This window comes from Streptomyces sp. NPDC102441 (assembly GCF_044765585.1).
In the GTDB taxonomy this organism is placed as follows: domain Bacteria; phylum Actinomycetota; class Actinomycetes; order Streptomycetales; family Streptomycetaceae; genus Streptomyces.
Genome location: NZ_JBIWKH010000020.1, coordinates 105,059 through 124,181 on the forward strand (window position 1 = coordinate 105,059; position 19,123 = coordinate 124,181).

The following is a 19,123-nucleotide window of genomic DNA, read 5'->3' on the forward strand; positions in this document are numbered from 1 at the left end:
GAACGCGGGACGTCCCGGGACGGGGCCACTTCCGCGGCAGCTGTAGCCGACCGCCGCGCCGCTCCCGCAGTCTCGGTGTCGAACCGGCCGGATGCGGTCGGCGCCGTTCACGCCACCTCACAGGAGTGTTCCCATGACGCCCTCTCTCTCCTTGTCGCCACCGGCCTGACGGCCGGCCCGGTGATGACTACACCGGCCCACGCCGCCTATGGGCCCTGCAACACCACCTCATGGCGTGACGTTCCCACTCTCGGCGGGGAGAACGACTTCAAGATTCCGGCCCGTTCGGGCAATGGGAGCTCCTGCTACCTGAGCTACTACGAGGGCTCTTCCCCGGCGGTCAAGGCTCTTCAGCAGGCCATCACCATTTGCTACCCCGGCACCTGGGCCTCCACGAGGATCCACAACTCCGGTGGCGCCGACGGCGTCTACGGCACCGGCATGGTCGCGGCAGTGAGGTGGCTGCGGATCAACAAGCAGTATCCGGTGACGTTGCCGGACTGCCCGAAGGCCACTGTCGACTCACAGCGGATTCGCAGGCTGCGGCGGGGAGACGGAAGCGCCGCGAAGGGCCTGGCCGGAAAGGCGGCCACCGGGGGGAACGCCGGAGCCGTACCACACAGGCCCTGATTCCGGAGCGGGCCCGCCACATTCCAGGATGCCCCTCGGCGTGAGTCAACGAAGAGACGCTGCCAGAAAGCCATCTCGATATGCCTGGCTGCATTGTCAGTCAATTCGCGAACCACCAGAAAGTTCAAAGCTGCCATATGGGGCAGCCTTCATATCAGCGAGGAAACAATGCACAAGCGACGGATAGTTCTTGCGGCCTCTCTGGCCATCATGGGATTCGCACTCTCGGCCTGCGACGGCGACGAGGAAGGGGTGGCGGCGCAGGATTCACCATCGGCATCGGCATCGGCATCGGCATCGGCCCCGCCGAGCAGCGAAACCCCGGCTGCCGACGACAACAGCGGAGACGGCGGTAGCGCTCCGGCCGAGGGAGACGTCGCAGAGCCGGGGGCAAAGCTCAAGGTCGGCGACAGGGCCGTCCTGCCGTTCGAGTACACGAGCGACAAGAAGGGCACCATCGCCCTGACCGTCACGGCGATCGAGAAGGGCACCGAGGCCGACATGGCCGCCTTCGGTGACAAGGCGAAGGGCATGACGCCCTACTTCATCAAGATGAAGGTCGAGAACGTCGGCGGCACCGACCTGTCGTACGCGTCGCTGAAGCTGGACGGCGTGCTGGAAGGCGGCGCGGGCACGGGCGTCATATTGATGGGCGACATTCCGGGCAAGTGCGACAAGGAGAGCGCGCCCCGCGAGTTCACCACCGAGGGTGCGTCGTACGAGACCTGCTCGCTCAGCGCCACGAAGACCGCGCCCGTCACCGGTGCCGAGTTCGACGAGGGCGACGCGTACAGCAACAGCCCGGTCGTCTGGGCCAGCTGAAGCAAGCTTCGCGCCATGCCGTAGCCGGAGCGTGGCACCAGCGAGGTGATCGCCGCGTACCGCGACGAGAACAATGTGTACGGACTCACGGAGGGCGATGACAAAACTGAGGCGTCAGGTTATGACTTCTCCATCGTCACCGCGAGCGGACGGGTCGCCTGCCACGAGCAAGCCGGTCGAAGGCGGCGAGCCAGACCTGCCGGACCACAAGCCGGGCCGGCAGGAGGGCCCGAAAGCCACTTGTCACAGCGCCCAGCGCTGCTGAGCCAGTAGCCGAGCCATCCGAGTAGCCGAAAGCCCCACCCGCCCGGGGGCTCGTCCTTGGCTCAGACCGGAAGCGACGCCGCCACCGATACGCCGAAGGCCTCCGCAGCCGCGGGGGCCTTCGGGCCTGTGGGCGCCGCCTCCGCCACAGGCCGGACGGCGCGGTGGTCGGGCGGACCGCGTTCTACGCGTCGGAGAGCAGGGGGTCGTAGGTGGCCGAACGCTGACGTCCCGACATGAAGGACAGGAAGTCCCGCACGAACGCGCTTCGGGAGTACCGCCCGTCGGCATCCACGATGGTTCGCCCGAAGCCTCTCCTGAACAGGGCGCGGTACTCCTCGGCGTCGATGAACTGGTCGCCGTCCGCGTCCGTGACGTCGAAGAGGACCTCGGCGACCCTGATCAGTGCCGGTCCTGCCAGGGACGGGACCGCGGTCACGTACTCCTCCTCGCTGACCCGTCCGTCCCCGTCACTGTCCAGGGCCGACTGGAGCTCCCTCCACCACGCGGCGAACGCGTCGTACAGACGGGTCTCCTCCGGCTCGTCCAGGTCGAGACGGGAGCAGAGCTCCCGAGCCATGGCGGCGAGATCGGGCCAGTCCAGATAGCCGTCCCCGGTCTGGTCCAGTACCTCGGTGAAGAACTCGCGGGCGGTGCGCCGGGACTCGGCCCCGCCCGAACCGTCGGCCGCGCCCTGTTGCACCGATGCCGGTGTGACCAGCCGGAACAGCGCACCGGCCCGTTTCGACCTGGCGCGCAGAGTGGTGAATGTCTCGGCCCAGGGGCCGTCGCTGTCCGGCGACAGGTTGAGCAGGCCGACGACGTTCTCCGTCTGGACCCAGTTGTCGGGCAGGGCGCGGGCCAGACGGGCAGCCATGTAGGCACTCTGCATCAGGGTCTGCGCACCGGGGACCTCCGGCAGCCCCGCCCGACGGCGGAAGACCTCGGGAAGGGAGGCCACGGTGACGGTTCCGATGACCGGCCCCGCCAGCGCCCGGCCCGCCGCCCAGAGGGTCGGCAGTCCCGCGAACAGCGGCGGTGCCGGCAGATGTTCGAAGAGTCTGTAGAGGATGATGCGCAGCGCATCCGTGTTCTGCAGTTCCTCCGCCACCATGCGGTCGTAGTACTGCCAGAATCCGGGCAGGGTCGGCGGGAGGTGGCCCGCCTGATCCCCCAGGGCGGCCAGGAAGGCCCGGAATTCGGCGTAGAGCCGCTCCATGGTGATCTGGTCCAAGGGCTGTCCGCTCAGTCGGCACATGGTGACGGAGCTCTCGAAGAGCGTCGCGACCACCCACGCACGCACCTCGGGGTCCATCGCGTCGTAGGGCTGGTCGCCGGCGCCCGTGCCGCTCAGCCGTGAGTGCAGGCGGTTGAGCCGTGCCGCCTCTCTCTGCCTGGTCTGTTCGTCGGCTCCGAACATGCGCTGCAGGCTCACGAGGGTGTTGCGCAGCCGTCGCCACGGGTGCGTCACGAAGGAGGAGTTGTCGGACAGTGCCGCGCCGATCTGCGGATGGGCGGCTTCCAGCACCGTGGCTCTGACGACGGCCAGTGCCCAGCGGGGGTCGTTGAAGAAGCGGTGGAACTGCGACCCGGGGCCGAACAGGGATTCGGTGGCTTCCCGGGCGGGGTCTTCCTGCGGCGCCCCGGCATCGGGCCCGGTCCGTGTGGATCGGCTGCTGTCCGTGTCGTTCACCTGTGAGGTCCTCCATTCGCTTGCGGCGCCACGCCGCCGAAGCGGCGGTCGCGACGGCGGTATTCGTGCAGGCACTCCAGAAGGTGCGGCGCACGGAAGTCGGGCCAGAGCACCGGAGGGAAGATCCACTCGGCGTAGGCCACCTGCCAGAGCATGAAGTTGGAGATGCGCTGTTCGCCGGAGGTACGGATGACGAGGTCCACGTCAGGTGTGTCGGGGACCGGCAGATGCGCGGCGAAGCAGGCCTGGTCGACGGCGTCCGCGGCCACCCCGGCGCGGATGAGGGACCGCGCCGCGGCGACGATGTCCTGGCGCCCGCCGTGGTCGAACGCCACGGTCAGTGTCATGCCCCGGTTGCCCTCGGTGAGTGTCATCAGGTCGGCGAAGTCCTGTGCCAGCGGGGCGGGAATCCTCGGATCCTCGGCTCCCAGGAACCGGCATCGGATGCCACGCGCGTGCAGCAGCAGCGCGTGTTTGCGCACCACACGGCGTACCAGGCGCATGAGGAAGTCGATCTCCTCGCCCGGGCGCCGCCAGTTCTCGGTGGAGAAGGCGTACAGACTGAGCCATTCGACCCCCGCCGACCGCGCCGCCTCGATGACGTCGATCACCGTCGCCTCGGCCGCCCTGTGCCCGGATGTACGCGGCAGGGAGCGTTGCTGCGCCCACCGGCCGTTCCCGTCCATCACGCACGCGACATGGCGAGGCACCGGGCGCTGCCGCTCCTCGCCGGGCGGGCGACGTGGCTGTACCGGAACGGTCGGCACGGCGGGGGCCTCCGGCTGCACGCCGGCACCATCGGCCGGCTCGCCCGTCGCATGCGCTTGACCGGATGGCCCTGCTGCACCGAGTGCCACTGAAGCGCCCCCTCTGACTCGTGTCCGCCGGGCTTCGCCCGGGCCTCGACGCCGGTTGCGGAGGCGGAGGCAGCGGGTCACCGGCCTGCGGATCCCCCGGCCGCTCCTCACTCAGCAGAGTGCCGGTGCCCGGCCCCCGGCGCACCGCGATGCCCGCATGTTCACCCGTAGCACGCCAGTCGGAGAGCACCGGCGGACGCATCGCGAAGGAGCCCAGCGCCCGGCGGCCCGCGGCCGCATGGATCAGTACGGTGTCGCAGCGGCCTCGGCGATGACTTCTCCTCGTGCGTGCGGTCTTATTACTGACACCCGATCCAGGAGGAAGCACATGGGACAGTTGCTGAGGGTCCAGAACTTCACCGTCTCGAGCGACGGTTTCGCTGCCGGTGAGCACCAGAGTCTGGAGAGGCCGTTCGGTGACGCCGATCCCGGGGCCCTGATGTTCTGGGCCGGTGCCACTGCGAGCTGGCCCAATCGCACCGACCCCGGGGGAAGCCGCGGCCTGGACGACTACTTCACGCGGGACTTCGCACACAACATCGGCGCCGAGATCATGGGCCGCAACAAGTTCGGTCCCTACCGCGGGCCCTGGGAGAACGAGGAGTGGCGTGGCTGGTGGGGTGACGAACCCCCGTTCCACACACCGGTGTTCGTCATGACCCACCACGAGCGCCCCTCGTTCACCCTCTCCGACACCACGTTCCACTTCGTCGACGGTGACCCCGCCCACGTACTCGACCAGGCACGGGAGGCGGCGCGGGGCAAGGACGTACGGCTCGGTGGCGGGGCCACCACCGTCCGGCAGTTCCTCGACGCCGGCCTCGTCGACACCCTGCACGTGGCGGTCGCTCCGGTGAAGATCGGAGCCGGCGTGCAGCTCTGGGAGTCCCCCGACGAGCTGCTCGACCGGTACCACCTCGATGTCGTGCCCAGCCCGAGCGGGGTGACGCACCACCTGTTCTGGCGGAGGTGACGGGCAGCCCGCTCGTTCGGCGCAGGTGTGGGCGGCGCTTCGTCGTCCGATCCGGCCGGAGAGGGCTTCAGACCGGGAGGGACACCCCGGCGCCAGGTACGACGCCCGGGTAGGCGCCGACTATCAGGTTGAGCTGACGCTGCATGTACCAGACGTTCAGGCCGAAGACGAACATCAGCCACATGCTCGTGGCGGGGCTGCACGTCACCGGCAGGCCGGCTGCGCGCTGGGCGTCCGCGATTGCCTGACCGGAATTGCGGAAGGAGATCAGCGGAGCGATCAGGGTCCAGCCCAGGAAGATCAGGACCAGCACGCTGCCCCCGGGCTTCAGGTCCTGGCGCCGGTCGAACTCCTGCAGCTCCTTGTGGATCTTGAAGTACCAGACCAGCTGGTAGATCCCGAGGGTGATGAGCGTCAGGCCGAGCCACACAGCGACGGGCCCGCGGCGCTTCATCGCCAGCCCCGACAAGGGGCCCGCGCCGGACGGGCTCGGAGCGGTCGGACCGGACACGGCGCCGGGATGAGTATCGGCCATGTGAGCTGCTCCATCTGCTTGTTCTGGTTCGAGCTGGAGCAGCATGGCAGTAAGTGAAGGATATGTGAAGGTGGTTGAGCGCGCCCGGACGGGCCGTCACTCCGCTGTGACCAAAACGAGCGCCGATCCGTCCCGACAGGACTACAACCATCGGTGGCCACCGCGAGTCCGCCCCGTCTCCCCTTGCCGTGGAACGGCGCACTTCCTCAGCGCGAAGCCTTCTCCCACTCGAAGCCGTCCGGGTCGGTGAACGGGCCGACATCGCTGTCGAGTGCGATCCGGTGCGCCCCTGTGCCGTCCGGCGGGACGCCGGCGTCCTTGGCCAGGGCCCGGCGTCCGTAGAGCGCCAGCGTGACGGGGCTCGTGGGCGTGTCGAACTCGACGTACTTGCGGCCGAAGCTCTTCCCCACGGTCAGGCCGTTGCCGACGTAGAACCGCTTGCTCGCGAGCACGTCCTCGACTCCCAGCAGAAGCACGAAGCGGTCGATCTGCCGGGTGGCCGGGCCCTTGTCCTTCTTCGCCGAGGTGGCGACCTTCCAGAGTGTTCCGTCAGGAGCCCGTACGACGCCGCCGTAGCCCCAGAGCGACTTCGTGGCCGGCTTCACCGCCGAGGCGCCGGCGTCGAGGGCGGAGTCGATGAGGCTGTTGACCGTGGACGGCTGGGAGACCGTCAGCGACAGCGTGAAGCCGCGGAAGCCGGCCGTCGGCGCCTCCGAGGGCCGTACGCGCAGCTGGGGGCCCAGGCCGAACGCGGCGGCGTAGAAGTGTTCGGCGGCGGCGGGGTCGGCCACCTCGAGGGTGACTGATGCGATGGAAGCCATGGAACGAAGCTATGGCGGTTCCGCGCCGTGCGCTTCTCGATTCCTGACCGGTTCGGGTGACCGGTCCGGTGACCGGTCCGGCCGACCCGCCGCCGCACTGTGTCAGGCCGCGCCAGGAGCGTCGAAGTAGTGGCCCTTCCCGAGGTCGTCCAGCAGGCCGGGGCGGGTCGGCTGCCAGCCCACCAGTTCGCCGGTGAGGGCGTGCGACGCCGGGGCGTCGAGGCCGAGGAAGCCGCTCAGCCAGGAGAAGTGCTCCGCCGCCTCCGCCGGGGCGACGGACCTCACCGGTACGTCGAGTCGGCGGCCGATCACCTCGGCGATGTCGCGGATCGCGACGCCCTCCTCCGCGACCCCGTGCAGCACCGATCCGGCGGGGGCCTTCTCCACCGCCAGCCGGAACAGCCGCGCGGCGTCGAGGCGGTGGACCGCCGGCCAGCGGTTGGCGCCGTCGCCGATGTGACCGGAGACGCCCTTGGCCCGGGCGACGGCGACCAGGGCCGCCATGAAGCCGTTGTCTCCCTCGCCGTGGCAGGTGGGGGAGAGCCGCACCACGGAGGAGCGGATGCCGCGTGAGGCGAGTTCGAGCGCTGCCAGGGAGGTGGCCGCCCGGACCGAGGACGGTGAGCCGTCGATCGTGGGCATGTCCCGCTCGGTCGCCACCTGCCCGGTGGCGAGACCGGCGACGCCCGATGCCAGGACGAAGGGGCGGCCGGTGCCCGCCAGCGCGTCGCCGAAGGTGTCGACGGCACGCCGGTCGGCCTCGGCGGCGCCCAGGAAGTCACCGCTGAACGCGATGTCGTGCTTGAAGGCGAGGTGGATCACCCCGTCCGACGCGGCGGCCGCGTCCCGCAGGACGTCCAGGTCGTCGACGGTGCCACGGACCACCTCGGCCCCGGCCTCGGTGAGCGCGGCGGCTGAGGAGTCGGAGCGGGCCAGCCCGGCGACCTGATACCCGGCGTCGATGAGCTCGGGAACGACGGCGGAACCGATCCAGCCGGACGCGCCTGTCATGAAGATACGCATGGAGAACTCCGGAACTGTGGATGCCAGTTTTCGATGTCAGTTACTGCCATCAACGGTAACACCTGACGTCAGTCACTGCCATCGCGTAGGATCGGCCCATGGGTAGATGGGAGCCGAACGCGCGCGGGCGCCTGGCGGAAGCGGCGTTGGAGCTCTACAGCGAGCGGGGCTTCGAGCAGACCACCGTGGCGGAGATCGCCAAGCGGGCCGGGCTGACGGAGCGGACGTACTTCAGGCACTACGCCGACAAGCGCGAGGTCCTGTTCGGCGGCTCCGACCTGCAGGACCTGCTGGTGGGCGCGGTCGCCGGCGTTCCGGAGTCCACGGCTCCGATCGACGCGCTGGCGGTGGGCCTCGACGTGGTCTCCGAGATGTTCGACGACCGCCGCGAGTACGCCCGGAAGCGGCAGGCCGTGATCACGGCCAACGCGGAGCTCCAGGAGCGCGAGCTGATCAAGCTCGCTTCGCTGTCGGCCGCGCTCGCCGGCACCCTGCGCCGGCGCGGTGTCCCGGAGCCTGCCGCGAGCCTGACCGCCGAAGCGGGCATGGCCGTCTTCAAGGTCGGCTTCGAGCGGTGGATCGCGGCGTCCGAGGAGCGCGCGATGGCGCCGGTGATGCGGGAACTGCTGGTCGAGCTCAGGGCCGTGGCAGCGGGCGGACACGGCTCGTAGTCGCAGGAGGCTCCCGGCGGCACATCAGGTCTCAGGTGCCGAAGGAAAGCTCCCTGGTCACCCGGTCCGCCGACGCCAGCAGACTCTCGCGGACCTGGCTGGTGCGGTACATCCGGTCCGCCCGGAACGAGACACCCAGCGAGCCGAGTGTGCCGCCGCGGTACACCGGCACCGCGATGCACACCGTGCCGAGGTCGTACTCCTCCCGGTCCATCACCGCCGGTACACGACGCGACGATTCGAGCTGCCGGATCAGCTCGTCCCTGTGCGTGATCGTGCGGGGAGTGAGGTCGGCGAGAGTGTGCCGGGAGAGGTACTCGCCACGCGCCTCGTCATCCAGCTCACGCAGGACGCACTTGCCGAGTGCCGTGGCGTGCCCCGCGTCCTGGAATCCCACCCAGAGGTCGACCCTGGGTGTCTGCGGGCCGTCGACGATCTCGGTGATCTTGATCTCGCCCTCCTCGTAGAACGTGAGGTAGGCGGCGGCCGACAGGTCGTCCCGCAGCGAGGCCAGGGCGGGGCGGACCAGTCCGCCCAGGTCCCGCACGCCGTGGACGCCGACCGGGACGTCGCCCAGGACGAACCCGCCGTCGTCGAGCCTGCGCAGGAAGCCGTCCTGCGTGAGGTCCCGCAACAGCTCCAGAGCGGCGTCGGGAGGCAGCCCCGCCCGCCGCGCCAGCTCGTTCGCGGGCGCGCCGCCATCGTGCGCCGCCACGGCTTCCATCAAGCGGAACGCGTGGTGGACAGAAGGTATCTGCGTGTGGCCCGATCGGTCACCCATCTCACAAGCTTGGACCTGCGGGCGGGAGCCAGCAAGGCAGGACTGTTGCCCACCGGACGGGAACCGGTGCTCCCCTCAGTCCTCACCCTCCAGATCACCCTCGGTCTCCAGGAACACCTGGCGCAGCGCTTCGAGCACCGCCGGGTCCGGCTTCGCCCACATGCCCCGGGACTCCGCCTCCAGAAGGCGCTCCGCGATGCCGTGGAGGGCCCAGGGGTTGGCCTGCTGGAGGAACTCGCGGTTCGTCGGGTCCAGGACGTACGTCTCGGTCAGCTTGTCGTACATCCAGTCCGCGACCACGCCAGTCGTCGCGTCGTACCCGAAGAGGTAGTCGACCGTGGCGGCGAGCTCGAAGGCGCCCTTGTAGCCGTGGCGGCGCATCGCCTCGATCCACTTCGGGTTGACCACCCGGGCGCGGAACACCCGGGACGTCTCCTCCACCAGGGTGCGGGTGCGGACCGTCTCGGGGCGGGTCGAGTCGCCGATGTACGCCTCGGGGGCGGTGCCCTTCAGCGCGCGTACGGTCGCGACCATGCCGCCGTGGTACTGGAAGTAGTCGTCCGAGTCCGCGATGTCGTGCTCACGGGTGTCGGTGTTCTTCGCCGCCACCGCGATCCGCTTGTACGCGGTCTCCATCTCGTCCCGGGCCGGGCGTCCGTCCAGCTCACGGCCGTAGGCGTAGCCGCCCCACACCGTGTAGACCTCGGCGAGGTCGGCGTCCGTGCGCCAGTCGCGGGAGTCGATGAGCTGGAGGAGACCGGCGCCGTACGTCCCCGGCCGGGAGCCGAAGATACGGGTGGTGGCGCGCCGCTCGTCGCCGTGTTCGGCCAGGTCGGCCTGGGTGTGGGCGCGTACGAAGTTCTGCTCGGCGGGCTCGTCGAGGGAGGCCGCCAGGCGTACGGCGTCGTCCAGCAGGCCGATGGTGTGGGGGAACGCGTCGCGGAAGAAGCCGGAGATGCGCAGGGTGACGTCGATACGGGGGCGTCCCAGCTCCTCGTACGGGATCGGCTCCAGGCCGGTGACGCGGCGCGAGGCGTCGTCCCAGACGGGGCGGACGCCGAGCAGGGCGAACGCCTCGGCGATGTCGTCGCCCGCGGTGCGCATCGCGCTGGTGCCCCACAGGGACAGGCCGACGGAGGTGGGCCAGTCGCCGTTGTCCGCGCGGTAGCGCTCAAGAAGCGAGTCGGCGAGGGCCTGGCCGGTCTCCCACGCGAGGCGGGAGGGGACGGCCTTCGGGTCGACGGAGTAGAAGTTACGGCCGGTCGGCAGGACGTTGACCAGGCCGCGGAGCGGGGATCCGGACGGGCCGGCGGGGACGAAGCCGCCGTTCAGCGCGTGGACCGCGTGGTCGAGCTCGTCGGTCGTCGCGGCGAGGCGGGGCACCACCTCGCGGGCGGCGAAGTCGAGGATGTCGGCGACGGCCTGCGGGTGCCCCACGGCCACACCGGCGACGGCCGCCGGGTCCCATTCCGCGTCGTCCATCGCCTGGACGAGCGCACGGGCCTGCTCCTCGGTCGCGTCGGCGGCGGTGCGGGTGGCCGCCGACTCGTCGAGGCCGAGCGCCTCGCGCAGGCCGGGCAGCGAGGCCGTACCGCCCCAGATCTGGCGGGCGCGCAGGACGGCGAGGACCAGGTTGACGCGGTTCTTGCCGGCCGGAGCGGCGCCCAGGACGTGCAGGCCGTCGCGGATCTGGACGTCCTTGATCTCACAGAGCCAGCCGTCGAGATGCATGATGAACTCGTCGAAGCCCTCGTCCTCCGGCCGGTCTTCGAGGCCCAGGTCGTGGTCGAGTTTCGCGGCCTGGATGAGGGTCCAGATCTGGGCGCGGACGGCCGGCAGCTTGGCCGGGTCCATGGCGGCGATCTGGGCGTGCTCGTCCAGGAGTTGTTCGAGGCGCGCGATGTCGCCGTAGCTGTCGGCGCGGGCCATCGGCGGTACGAGGTGGTCGACGAGGGTGGCGTGCACCCGGCGCTTGGCCTGGGTGCCCTCGCCGGGGTCGTTGACCAGGAACGGGTAGACGAGGGGAATGTCGCCCAGCGCCGCGTCGGGCCCGCAGGCGGCCGAGAGTCCGGCGTTCTTGCCGGGCAGCCACTCCAGGTTGCCGTGCTTCCCGAGGTGGATCATCGCGTCGGCACCGAAGCCGTTGTCGTCGGCGGACGCAGCGATCCAGCGGTAGGCCGCGAGGTAGTGGTGCGAGGGCGGCAGATCGGGGTCGTGGTAGATCGCGATCGGGTTCTCGCCGAAGCCGCGCGGAGGCTGGATGAGGATCAGCAGATTGCCGCGGCGCAGGGCGGCGAGCACGATGTCGCCCTCGGGGTTGCGGGACCGGTCGAGGAACATCTCGCCGGGCGCCGGGCCCCAGTGCCGCTCGACGGCCTCACGGAGGTCGGCGGGCAGCGTCGCGAACCAGCGGCGGTAGTCGGCGGCGGGGATCCGGACCGGGTTGCGGGCCAGCTGCTCTTCGGTGAGCCACTCCTGGTCATGGCCGCCGGCCTCGATGAGGGCGTAGATCAGCTCGTCGCCGTCCCCGGAGACCAGGCCCGGGATCTCCTCCTCAGGACCGAAGTCATAGCCCTCCTCACGGAGCCTGCGGAGCAGGGCGACGGCGCTGGCGGGGGTGTCGAGGCCGACCGCGTTGCCGATGCGGGAGTGCTTGGTCGGGTACGCGGACAGGACCAGCGCGATCCGCTTCTCGGCGGCCGGGATGTGGCGGAGCCTGGCGTGGCGTACGGCGATCCCGGCGACCCGGGCGGCCCGCTCGGGGTCGGCGACGTACGCGGGCAGGCCGTCCTCGTCGATCTCCTTGAAGGAGAACGGCACGGTGATCAGACGGCCGTCGAACTCGGGGACGGCGATCTGGGTGGCCGCGTCCAGCGGGGAGACACCCTCGTCGTTCTCCTCCCAGGCGGCGCGGGGGCTCGTGAGGCAGAGCGCCTGGAGGACGGGCACGTCGAGGCCGGTGAGGGCGCCCGCGTCCCAGGACTCGTCGTCGCCGCCCGCGGATGCGGTGGCCGGCTTGGTGCCGCCGGCGGCGAGGACCGTGGTCACGATGGCGTCGGCGGCGCGCAGTTCGTCGATGAGCTCGGGCTCGGGCGTGCGGAGCGAGGCGACGTACAGCGGGAGGGGGCGTGCGCCCGCGTCCTCCACAGCGGTGCAGAGCGCCTCGATGAACGCGGTGTTCCCGCTCATGTGGTGGGCGCGGTAGTAGAGCACTGCGATCGTCGGGCCGGTGACGTCCCGGGCGGCCCGCTCCAGCGGGCCCCACGCGGGTGCGGGGGCGGGCGGCTCGAAGCCGTGGCCGGTGAGCAGCACGGTGTCGGAGAGGAAGCGGGCCAGCTGCTCCAGGTTGGCGGGGCCGCCGTGCGCGAGGTAGGCGTGAGCCTCGGCCGCGATGCCGATGGGCACGGTGGAGGCGGCCATCAGCTGTGCGTCGGGGGCCTGTTCACCGGTCAGCACGACGACGGGGCGGCCGGTGGCGAGCACCTGGTCGAGCCCGTCCTGCCAGGCGCGGACACCGCCGAGGAGGCGTACGACGACGAGGTCGGCGCCGTCCAGGAGCTGCGGCAGGTCTTCGACGGAGAGCCGGGAAGGGTTGGCGTAGCGGTAGCTGACCGGACCCTGGGAGGCGCGGGCGCTCAGCAGGTCGGTGTCGGACGTCGACAGGAGCAGGATCATGCGGCGTCAGCCCTTCCTCGGGGTGTCCACGCCCCGGGCGGTGTCGGACGGCAGGAGTTCCTGACTCGCGCGGCCGGGTGGGCCGGGCTCACAGTGGCGGGACCGCGCCGGATTCTCACCGGGCTTCCTCCGTGTCGCCGTCTGGCGATGGCGGGCCGAACGGACCGCCGCTAGGCATAGTAGGCGGCGGGTGGGGGGTCCTGACCAGACGGCCCCCGCCCTCACCAGGGCCGCGGCGGGTGTCCCGTACGTCACAGTGACCGTAGGGGTGCGCCACGGTCACGGTCGGTATGCTCGCCGCCATGCCCGCCTCCCCCCATATTTCCCGGTCTCCGGGCGACGCGTGTGCCCGGAGCAGCGGTGACGCCTGCCCCGGTGCGCTGCGTCTGCACCGGGCGGACGACGGTGCGCTGGCGCGGATCCGCATACCCGGCGGGGTGCTGACCCCCCTTCAGGCAGGAGCCCTGGGACGGGCCGCCGAGCGCTTCGGTGACGGTGAGCTGCATCTCACCTCCCGTGGAAACGTGCAGCTGCGCGGGCTCGCCCCGGACTGCGGTGCGGAGCTGGGCGGACTGCTGGACGAGGCCGGGCTGCTGCCCTCCGCACGTCATGAACGGGTACGCAACGTGGTCGCGTCCCCGCTCTCCGGGCTCGACGGTCTGGGGGCCGCCGACATCAGGCCCTGGCTGACCGGACTGGACCGGCTTCTGTGCGGAAGTGACAGTGCGACGGCGCTTTCCGGACGCTTCCTGTTCGCGCTCGACGACGGCCGCGGCGACGTGGACGCCCTCGGTGCCGACCTCACCCTCCTCGGCCACGAGGACGGCGCACTGCTGCGCATCGGGGACACCGATGCCGTGCTCCGCGTCCCCTTCTCCGACGCCCCCCGCGCCGCGCTGACCGCCGCCGAAGCCTTCCTCGGCTCCGCCGGGGACAGCGGTGCCTGGCGGGTGAAGGATCTGCCGGACGACTCGGCGGCCGCTCTGCCCGCCGAGGTCGTACGACGGCTGCGGGCGGCCGGCATCGCCGCCGCCCCGGGCCGGCGCTCCCGTCCCCTCGAAGCCCGGCCCCCGGCCCCCGGCCCCGTCCCGGGCGGCCGCCGCGAGGCCGCGCTCTCCGTCGGCGTACCGCTGGGGCGGCTGGACCTGGCCCGGTGGCGGCTGCTGTCGAGCGCCGGGGAACTGCGCCTCACCCCGTGGCGCGGGGTCGTCGTCACCGGTATCGGCCCCGCCCACGCCCCCAGGCTGCGGAGCGGCCTCTCCGAGGCCGGCCTGATCACCGGACCCGGCTCCCCGTGGGCCGGCGTGGGGGCCTGTATCGGGCAGCCCGGCTGCGCGAAGTCGCTGGCCGACGTACGGGCCGATGCGGGGGCCGCCGTCGGACCGGCCGGGAGGCTCCCTGTGTACTGGTCCGGGTGCGAACGCCGCTGCGGCCATCCGCACGGGGAGTGGATCGACGTGGTGGCCACCCCCGGCGGACACCGGATCTCCCATGTGCGGGGCGAGCTGGCCACCGAGGCGGCAACGGTCCGGGACGATCCGGCCGCGCTCTCGGCCGCCGTGGCGGCGGCCCGGGGAACGCGCACCTGAACAGCACGTACGCAACCCCCGTCCGACCCGTCCGACCCGTTCCACTTGTTCGACTTGTTCAATCTGTTCAATCTGTTCAATCTGTTCGATGAAGAAAGCGACAGCACTGTGCATCAGTACGAGAAGGACGGACCGGCGATCTACCGCCAGTCCTTCGCCACCATCCGCGCGGAGGCGGATCTGGCAGGGCTGCCCGCCGATGTGAGCCAGGTCGCCGTCCGCATGATCCACGCCTGCGGCATGGTCGACCTCGTACGCGATCTCGTCTTCTCGCCGAACGCGGTGTCCGACGCCCGCGCGGCGCTGCGCTCCGGCGCGCCGATCCTGTGCGACGTGGCGATGGTCGCGAGCGGTGTCACCCGCAAGCGGCTGCCGGCGGACAACGAGGTCATCTGCACCCTGTCCGACCCCGCCGTCCCCGCGCTGGCCGCGAAGCTCGGCACCACGCGCAGCGCCGCCGCCCTGGAGCTGTGGCGGGACCGGATGGAGGGCGCGGTCGTCGCCGTCGGCAACGCGCCCACCGCGCTCTTCCGGCTGCTGGAGATGATCGAGGAGGGCGCCCCGCGCCCCGCGGCCGTCATCGGCGTGCCGGTCGGATTCATCGGGGCCGCCGAGTCCAAGGAGGCCCTGGCCGCCCACTCCTCGGGTCTTGAGCACCTCGTCGTGCGGGGCAGGCGTGGTGGCAGCGCCATCGCCGCCGCCGCCCTCAACGCCATCGCCAGCGAGGAGGAATGAGCGTGCCCGAGCAGCAGCAGACCGACGGCACGGGCCGGCTGTACGGGGTCGGCCTCGGCCCGGGCGACCCGGCCCTGATGACCCTGCGTGCCGTGCAGATCATCGCCGAGGCCGACGTCATCGCCTACCACTCCGCCCGGCACGGCCGCTCCATCGCCCGCTCGATCGCGGCGCAGCACATCCGCGCCGACCACATCGAGGAAGCACTGGTCTACCCGGTCACGACGGAGACCACGGACCACCCGGGCGGCTACCGGGGCGCGCTGGACGACTTCTACGCCGAGGCCGCGGCCCGTCTCGCGGCGCACCTCGACGCCGGGCGCACCGTCGCGGTCCTCGCCGAGGGCGACCCGCTCTTCTACGGCTCGTACCAGCACATGCACAAGCGGCTCGCGGACCGGTACGACACCGAGGTCATCCCCGGTGTCACCTCGGTCAGCGCCGCCGCCGCCCGGCTCGGCACCCCGCTCGTCGAGGCCGAGGAGGTGCTGACGATCCTGCCGGGCACCCTGCCCGAGGAGGAGCTGACGGCACGTCTGGCGGCCACCGACTCCGCCGTGGTGATGAAGCTGGGGCGGACGTTCCCCGCCGTGCGCCGCGCGTTCGAGGCGTCCGGGCGGCTCGCCGAGGCTCGGTACGTCGAGCGCGCGACCATGGCCGGGGAACGGACCGGCGATCTGGCGGACACCGACGCGGACTCCGTGCCGTACTTCGCGGTCGCCGTGCTGCCCAGCCGGATCGACGCGCCCCGGCCCTCACCGGCGGCGGGCCCGGACACCGGCGAGGTCGTGGTGGTCGGCACCGGACCGGCCGGACCGCTGTGGCTCACGCCCGAGACCCGCGGGGCGCTGGCCGCCGCCGACGATCTGGTCGGCTACACGACGTATCTGGACAGGGTGCCGGTCCGGCCGGGCCAGCAGCGGCACGGCTCCGACAACAAGGTCGAGTCGGAGCGCGCCGAGTTCGCCCTGGACCTGGCCCGCCGCGGGCGCCGTGTGGCCGTGGTGTCCGGGGGCGACCCGGGGGTCTTCGCGATGGCGACGGCCGTGCTCGAAGTGGCCTCGCAGGACGCGTACACGGACATCGCCGTAAGGGTGCTGCCCGGGGTGACCGCGGCCAACGCCGCTGCCGCCAGGGCCGGTGCGCCGCTGGGCCACGACTACGCCACCATCTCCCTCTCGGACCGGCTCAAGCCGTGGGAGGTCATCGCCGGACGGCTGCGCGCCGCCGCCACGGCCGACCTCGTCATGGCGCTGTACAACCCCGGCTCCCGCAGCCGGACGTGGCAGGTAGGCAAGGCCCGCGACCTGCTGCTGGAGCACCGCTCCCCGGACACGCCCGTCGTGCTCGGCCGCGATGTCGGGGGGCCGGCGGAGAGCGTACGGACGGTGCGGCTGGCCGATCTGGACCCGCTCGATGTGGACATGCGGACGATCCTCATCGTCGGCTCCTCCCAGACGCGCTGGGTGCGCCGGGGCGACGGGAAGCAGATCGTCTGGACGCCGCGCCGCTACCCGGAGGACTGACAGGAGGAGGAGCCGTCCCAGGCGGGACCACCGGGGACGGCCCGGCCCGTTGTCGGACCCTCATGCCACGATGGCGGACATGAGCACCCCCGTACGCCACATGCCTCCCCTGGACGCGGACGAGCGGACCTCCCTGGAGAGCTGGCTCGACTTCTACCGCGCCACGCTCGCCCAGAAGTGCGACGGTCTGACGGACGACCAGCTCCGCGAGCCGGCCGCCGAGCCGTCGTCCCTCACCCTGCTGGGCCTCGTCCAGCACGCGGCGGAGGTGGAGAGGAACTGGTTCCGCCGGGTCCTCGCCCAGGAGGACGCACCGCCGATCTACGACCCCGAGGCCGACCCGGACGGCACCGACGGGGGGTTCGACCTGGCGGAGGACGCGACGTACGGGAAAGCAGGGGCCGTATGGCAGTCGGAGATGGACCGGGCCAGGGAGAACTGCGCGGCGCGCGCGCTCGATGACACCTCCCCGTTCGGCGGCGGCCAGGTCACCCTGCGCTGGATCTACACGCACATGATCGGCGAGTACGCCCGCCACTGCGGTCACGCCGACCTCGTACGGGAACGCGTAGACGGCCGTACGGGCGTCTGAGGAGCTCGGACGCCCGGCGCCGTGCGGACGTCCGAGCAGGTCAGCGCCTCAGAACCACGGACCCGTGAGGTGCCGCAGCAGGGCAAGGGCCTCCTCCAGCGTCCCCGCCACCGGCACACCTGGAGGGACCGGCGGCCGCCGGACCACCACCACCGGAATCCCGGCCGCGCGGGCGGCGGCGAGCTTGGGGGCGGTCGCGTCACCGCCGCTGTCCTTCGTGACGAGGACATCGACGCGGTGGAGCCGGATCAGTTCACGCTCGCCCTCCAGGGTGAACGGCCCCCGGTCCAGCAGCACCTCCATCCGCGCGGGGCAAGGGGTGCCGGGGGCGTCCACCGAGCGCATCAGGAACCACAGGTCCAGCCCGGCGAACGCCGCCAGACCCATGCGTCCCGTGGTGAGGAAGGCGCGTGACCCGAGCTCCGGCAGCAGGCCCGCCGCACCCGCGAGGGAGTCGGCGATGTGCCACCGGTCGCCCTCGACCGGCACCCAGCCGGGCCTTCGGAGGGCCAGCAGGGGAACATGGACAGCGGCGGCGGCCGAGGCCGCGTTGAAACTGATCGTTCCGGCGAAGGGATGGGTGGCGTCGATGACCGCATCCACATGGTGTGCGCGGAGCCACTCGGCCAGGCCCTCGGTCCCGCCGAAGCCTCCGACACGTACCTCGCCGGGCGGCAGCCTCGGCCGGGCGACGCGTCCCGCGAGTGAGCTGGTCACCCGGATCCCGTCCGCGGCCACCAGGGACTCCGCGAGCCGGCGGGCCTCCGTGGTGCCGCCGAGGACGAGTACGTGCAGGGGCATCCGATCGGTCCATCCATGAGCAGTGAGGCGCAGGGCGGGCGCACCGCCCAACTCAAGCACACCGGTCTCCGGCCGGGCTGGACGACCGGGGCCTGTGCGACGGCGGCGACCACGGCCGCGTACACGGCCCTCCTGACCGGCGAGTTCCCCGACCCGGTGACCATCACCCTGCCCAGGGGCCAGACCCCCGCCTTCGCACTCGCGGTGGAGGAGCTCTCCGACGGCCGGGCCACTGCTGGGGTGGTCAAGGACGCGGGCGACGACCCCGACGTCACCCATGGTGCGCTGGTGCGGTCCACCGTGCGGCTGCTGCCGGCGGGGTCCGGCGTGGTGTTCCGGGCCGGCCCCGGTGTCGGGACGGTGACCCTTCCCGGGCTGCCGCTCGACGTCGGGGAGCCCGCGATCAACCCCGTCCCCCGCCAGATGATGCGGGACCACATCGCGCGGGTGGCTGCGGAGCACGGCGGTACGGGCGACGTCGAGATCACGGTCTCGGTGGACGACGGCGAGGAGATCGCACGTTTCACGTGGAACATCCGCCTGGGCATCCTGGGCGGAATCTCGATCCTGGGCACCACGGGCATCGTGGTGCCGTACTCCTGCTCGGCCTGGATCGACTCGATCCGGCGCGGCGTGGACGTGGCACTCGCGGCCGGGCACCGGCACGTCGCGGGGTGCACGGGCTCGACCTCGGAGAAGACGGTGGTGGCCGAGTACGGACTGCCGGAGATCGCCCTGCTGGACATGGGGGACTTCGCGGGCGCGGTGCTGAAGTACGTACGCCGGCATCCGGTGGAGCGGCTGACCATCTGCGGCGGGTTCGCCAAGCTGTCCAAGCTGGCCGCCGGGCATCTGGACCTGCACTCGGGCCGCTCACAGGTCGACAAGCCGTTCCTCGCGCGGCTGGCCCGGCAGGGTGGTGCGAGCGAGGAGCTGGCGGCGGAGATCGAGGTCGCCAACACCGGGCTCGCGGCGCTCCAGTTGTGCACGGCGGCCGGGGTGCCGCTGGGCGACCTGGTCGCAGTGGCCGCCCGGGACCAGGCGCTGTCCGTGCTGCGGGGGGCTCCGGTGGCGGTGGATGTGATCTGCATCGACCGGGCGGGGGCGGTCGTGGGGCGCGGTTAGGACGTCTCGT

17 protein-coding genes and 1 riboswitch are annotated in these 19,123 nt (G+C 71.6%); of the genes, 9 read left to right on the forward strand and 8 right to left on the reverse strand.

Annotation, left to right across the window (positions count from 1 at the left end; all coding sequences use genetic code 11):
* Positions 1 to 183 precede the first annotated feature (183 nt).
* Both ACIREO_RS34820 and ACIREO_RS34825 read left to right on the forward strand, forming a co-directional pair.
* Positions 184 to 630: a hypothetical protein gene (locus tag ACIREO_RS34820; RefSeq protein ID WP_404117835.1), complete on the forward strand. Its 447-nt coding sequence runs from the start codon at positions 184 to 186 to the stop codon at positions 628 to 630.
* Between the two features lie 168 nt (positions 631 to 798).
* The gene (locus ACIREO_RS34825; protein ID WP_404117716.1) at positions 799 to 1,452 is read left to right on the forward strand and encodes a hypothetical protein; all 654 of its coding nucleotides are present in this window, start codon (positions 799 to 801) and stop codon (positions 1,450 to 1,452) included.
* 448 nt (positions 1,453 to 1,900) lie between these two features.
* On the opposite strand, the gene ACIREO_RS34830 is transcribed toward ACIREO_RS34825, so the two are convergent.
* Together ACIREO_RS34830 and uppS are read right to left on the reverse strand one after the other, a co-directional pair.
* Entirely contained in the window at positions 1,901 to 3,409 is a 1,509-nt protein-coding gene (locus ACIREO_RS34830; protein WP_404117719.1) for an oxygenase MpaB family protein, read from the reverse strand.
* Positions 3,406 to 4,095, reverse strand: a complete 690-nt coding sequence (gene uppS, locus ACIREO_RS34835) for a polyprenyl diphosphate synthase (protein WP_404117838.1) — start codon at positions 4,093 to 4,095, stop codon at positions 3,406 to 3,408. The genes ACIREO_RS34830 and uppS overlap by 4 nt, the downstream gene beginning before the upstream one ends.
* A gap of 499 nt (positions 4,096 to 4,594) precedes the next feature.
* Here uppS and ACIREO_RS34840 point away from each other — a divergent pair, with 499 nt between their 5' ends.
* Positions 4,595 to 5,239, forward strand: a complete 645-nt coding sequence (locus ACIREO_RS34840; RefSeq protein ID WP_404117722.1) for a dihydrofolate reductase family protein — start codon at positions 4,595 to 4,597, stop codon at positions 5,237 to 5,239.
* Positions 5,240 to 5,306: 67 nt separating this feature from the next.
* Here ACIREO_RS34840 and ACIREO_RS34845 read toward each other — a convergent pair whose 3' ends face one another.
* From ACIREO_RS34845 to ACIREO_RS34855, 3 genes are all read right to left on the reverse strand, one after another.
* On the reverse strand, positions 5,307 to 5,774 hold the full coding sequence (locus ACIREO_RS34845) for a DUF4234 domain-containing protein (protein WP_404117725.1): 468 nt from the start codon (positions 5,772 to 5,774) through the stop codon (positions 5,307 to 5,309).
* Between the two features lie 206 nt (positions 5,775 to 5,980).
* Positions 5,981 to 6,595: a glyoxalase gene (locus ACIREO_RS34850; RefSeq protein WP_404117728.1), complete on the reverse strand. Its 615-nt coding sequence runs from the start codon at positions 6,593 to 6,595 to the stop codon at positions 5,981 to 5,983.
* Positions 6,596 to 6,697: 102 nt separating this feature from the next.
* The gene (locus ACIREO_RS34855) at positions 6,698 to 7,618 is read right to left on the reverse strand and encodes an SDR family oxidoreductase (protein ID WP_404117731.1); all 921 of its coding nucleotides are present in this window, start codon (positions 7,616 to 7,618) and stop codon (positions 6,698 to 6,700) included.
* A 98-nt stretch (positions 7,619 to 7,716) separates the two neighbouring features.
* Here ACIREO_RS34855 and ACIREO_RS34860 point away from each other — a divergent pair, with 98 nt between their 5' ends.
* Positions 7,717 to 8,289, forward strand: a complete 573-nt coding sequence (locus ACIREO_RS34860; RefSeq protein ID WP_404117733.1) for a TetR/AcrR family transcriptional regulator — start codon at positions 7,717 to 7,719, stop codon at positions 8,287 to 8,289.
* A gap of 31 nt (positions 8,290 to 8,320) precedes the next feature.
* Here ACIREO_RS34860 and ACIREO_RS34865 read toward each other — a convergent pair whose 3' ends face one another.
* The gene (locus ACIREO_RS34865) at positions 8,321 to 9,070 is read right to left on the reverse strand and encodes an IclR family transcriptional regulator (protein ID WP_404117736.1); all 750 of its coding nucleotides are present in this window, start codon (positions 9,068 to 9,070) and stop codon (positions 8,321 to 8,323) included.
* Positions 9,071 to 9,145: 75 nt separating this feature from the next.
* Complete coding sequence (cobN, locus tag ACIREO_RS34870) at positions 9,146 to 12,745, reverse strand: cobaltochelatase subunit CobN (RefSeq protein ID WP_404117738.1); 3,600 nt, start codon at positions 12,743 to 12,745, stop codon at positions 9,146 to 9,148.
* A gap of 54 nt (positions 12,746 to 12,799) precedes the next feature.
* A riboswitch (cobalamin riboswitch) is annotated at positions 12,800 to 12,875 on the reverse strand.
* A gap of 160 nt (positions 12,876 to 13,035) precedes the next feature.
* On the opposite strand from cobN, the gene cobG reads away from it, so the two are divergent.
* From cobG to ACIREO_RS34890, 4 genes are all read left to right on the forward strand, one after another.
* On the forward strand, positions 13,036 to 14,334 hold the full coding sequence (gene cobG / locus ACIREO_RS34875) for a precorrin-3B synthase (RefSeq protein ID WP_404117741.1): 1,299 nt from the start codon (positions 13,036 to 13,038) through the stop codon (positions 14,332 to 14,334).
* A gap of 108 nt (positions 14,335 to 14,442) precedes the next feature.
* Positions 14,443 to 15,069: a precorrin-8X methylmutase gene (locus ACIREO_RS34880; RefSeq protein WP_404117744.1), complete on the forward strand. Its 627-nt coding sequence runs from the start codon at positions 14,443 to 14,445 to the stop codon at positions 15,067 to 15,069.
* Positions 15,066 to 16,595, forward strand: coding sequence for a precorrin-3B C(17)-methyltransferase (gene cobJ, locus ACIREO_RS34885; RefSeq protein WP_404117747.1), 1,530 nt, complete (start codon positions 15,066 to 15,068; stop codon positions 16,593 to 16,595). Before ACIREO_RS34880 ends, cobJ begins: the two co-directional genes overlap by 4 nt.
* 79 nt (positions 16,596 to 16,674) lie before the next feature.
* Complete coding sequence (locus ACIREO_RS34890) at positions 16,675 to 17,187, forward strand: DinB family protein (RefSeq protein WP_404117750.1); 513 nt, start codon at positions 16,675 to 16,677, stop codon at positions 17,185 to 17,187.
* A gap of 48 nt (positions 17,188 to 17,235) precedes the next feature.
* Here ACIREO_RS34890 and ACIREO_RS34895 read toward each other — a convergent pair whose 3' ends face one another.
* Positions 17,236 to 17,988 (reverse strand): cobalt-precorrin-6A reductase, encoded by a 753-nt coding sequence (locus tag ACIREO_RS34895; RefSeq protein WP_404117753.1) that lies wholly within the window; start codon positions 17,986 to 17,988, stop codon positions 17,236 to 17,238.
* 15 nt (positions 17,989 to 18,003) lie between these two features.
* Here ACIREO_RS34895 and ACIREO_RS34900 point away from each other — a divergent pair, with 15 nt between their 5' ends.
* Entirely contained in the window at positions 18,004 to 19,113 is a 1,110-nt protein-coding gene (locus tag ACIREO_RS34900) for a cobalt-precorrin-5B (C(1))-methyltransferase (RefSeq protein ID WP_404117754.1), read from the forward strand.
* The last annotated feature ends 10 nt before the right edge of the window (positions 19,114 to 19,123 follow it).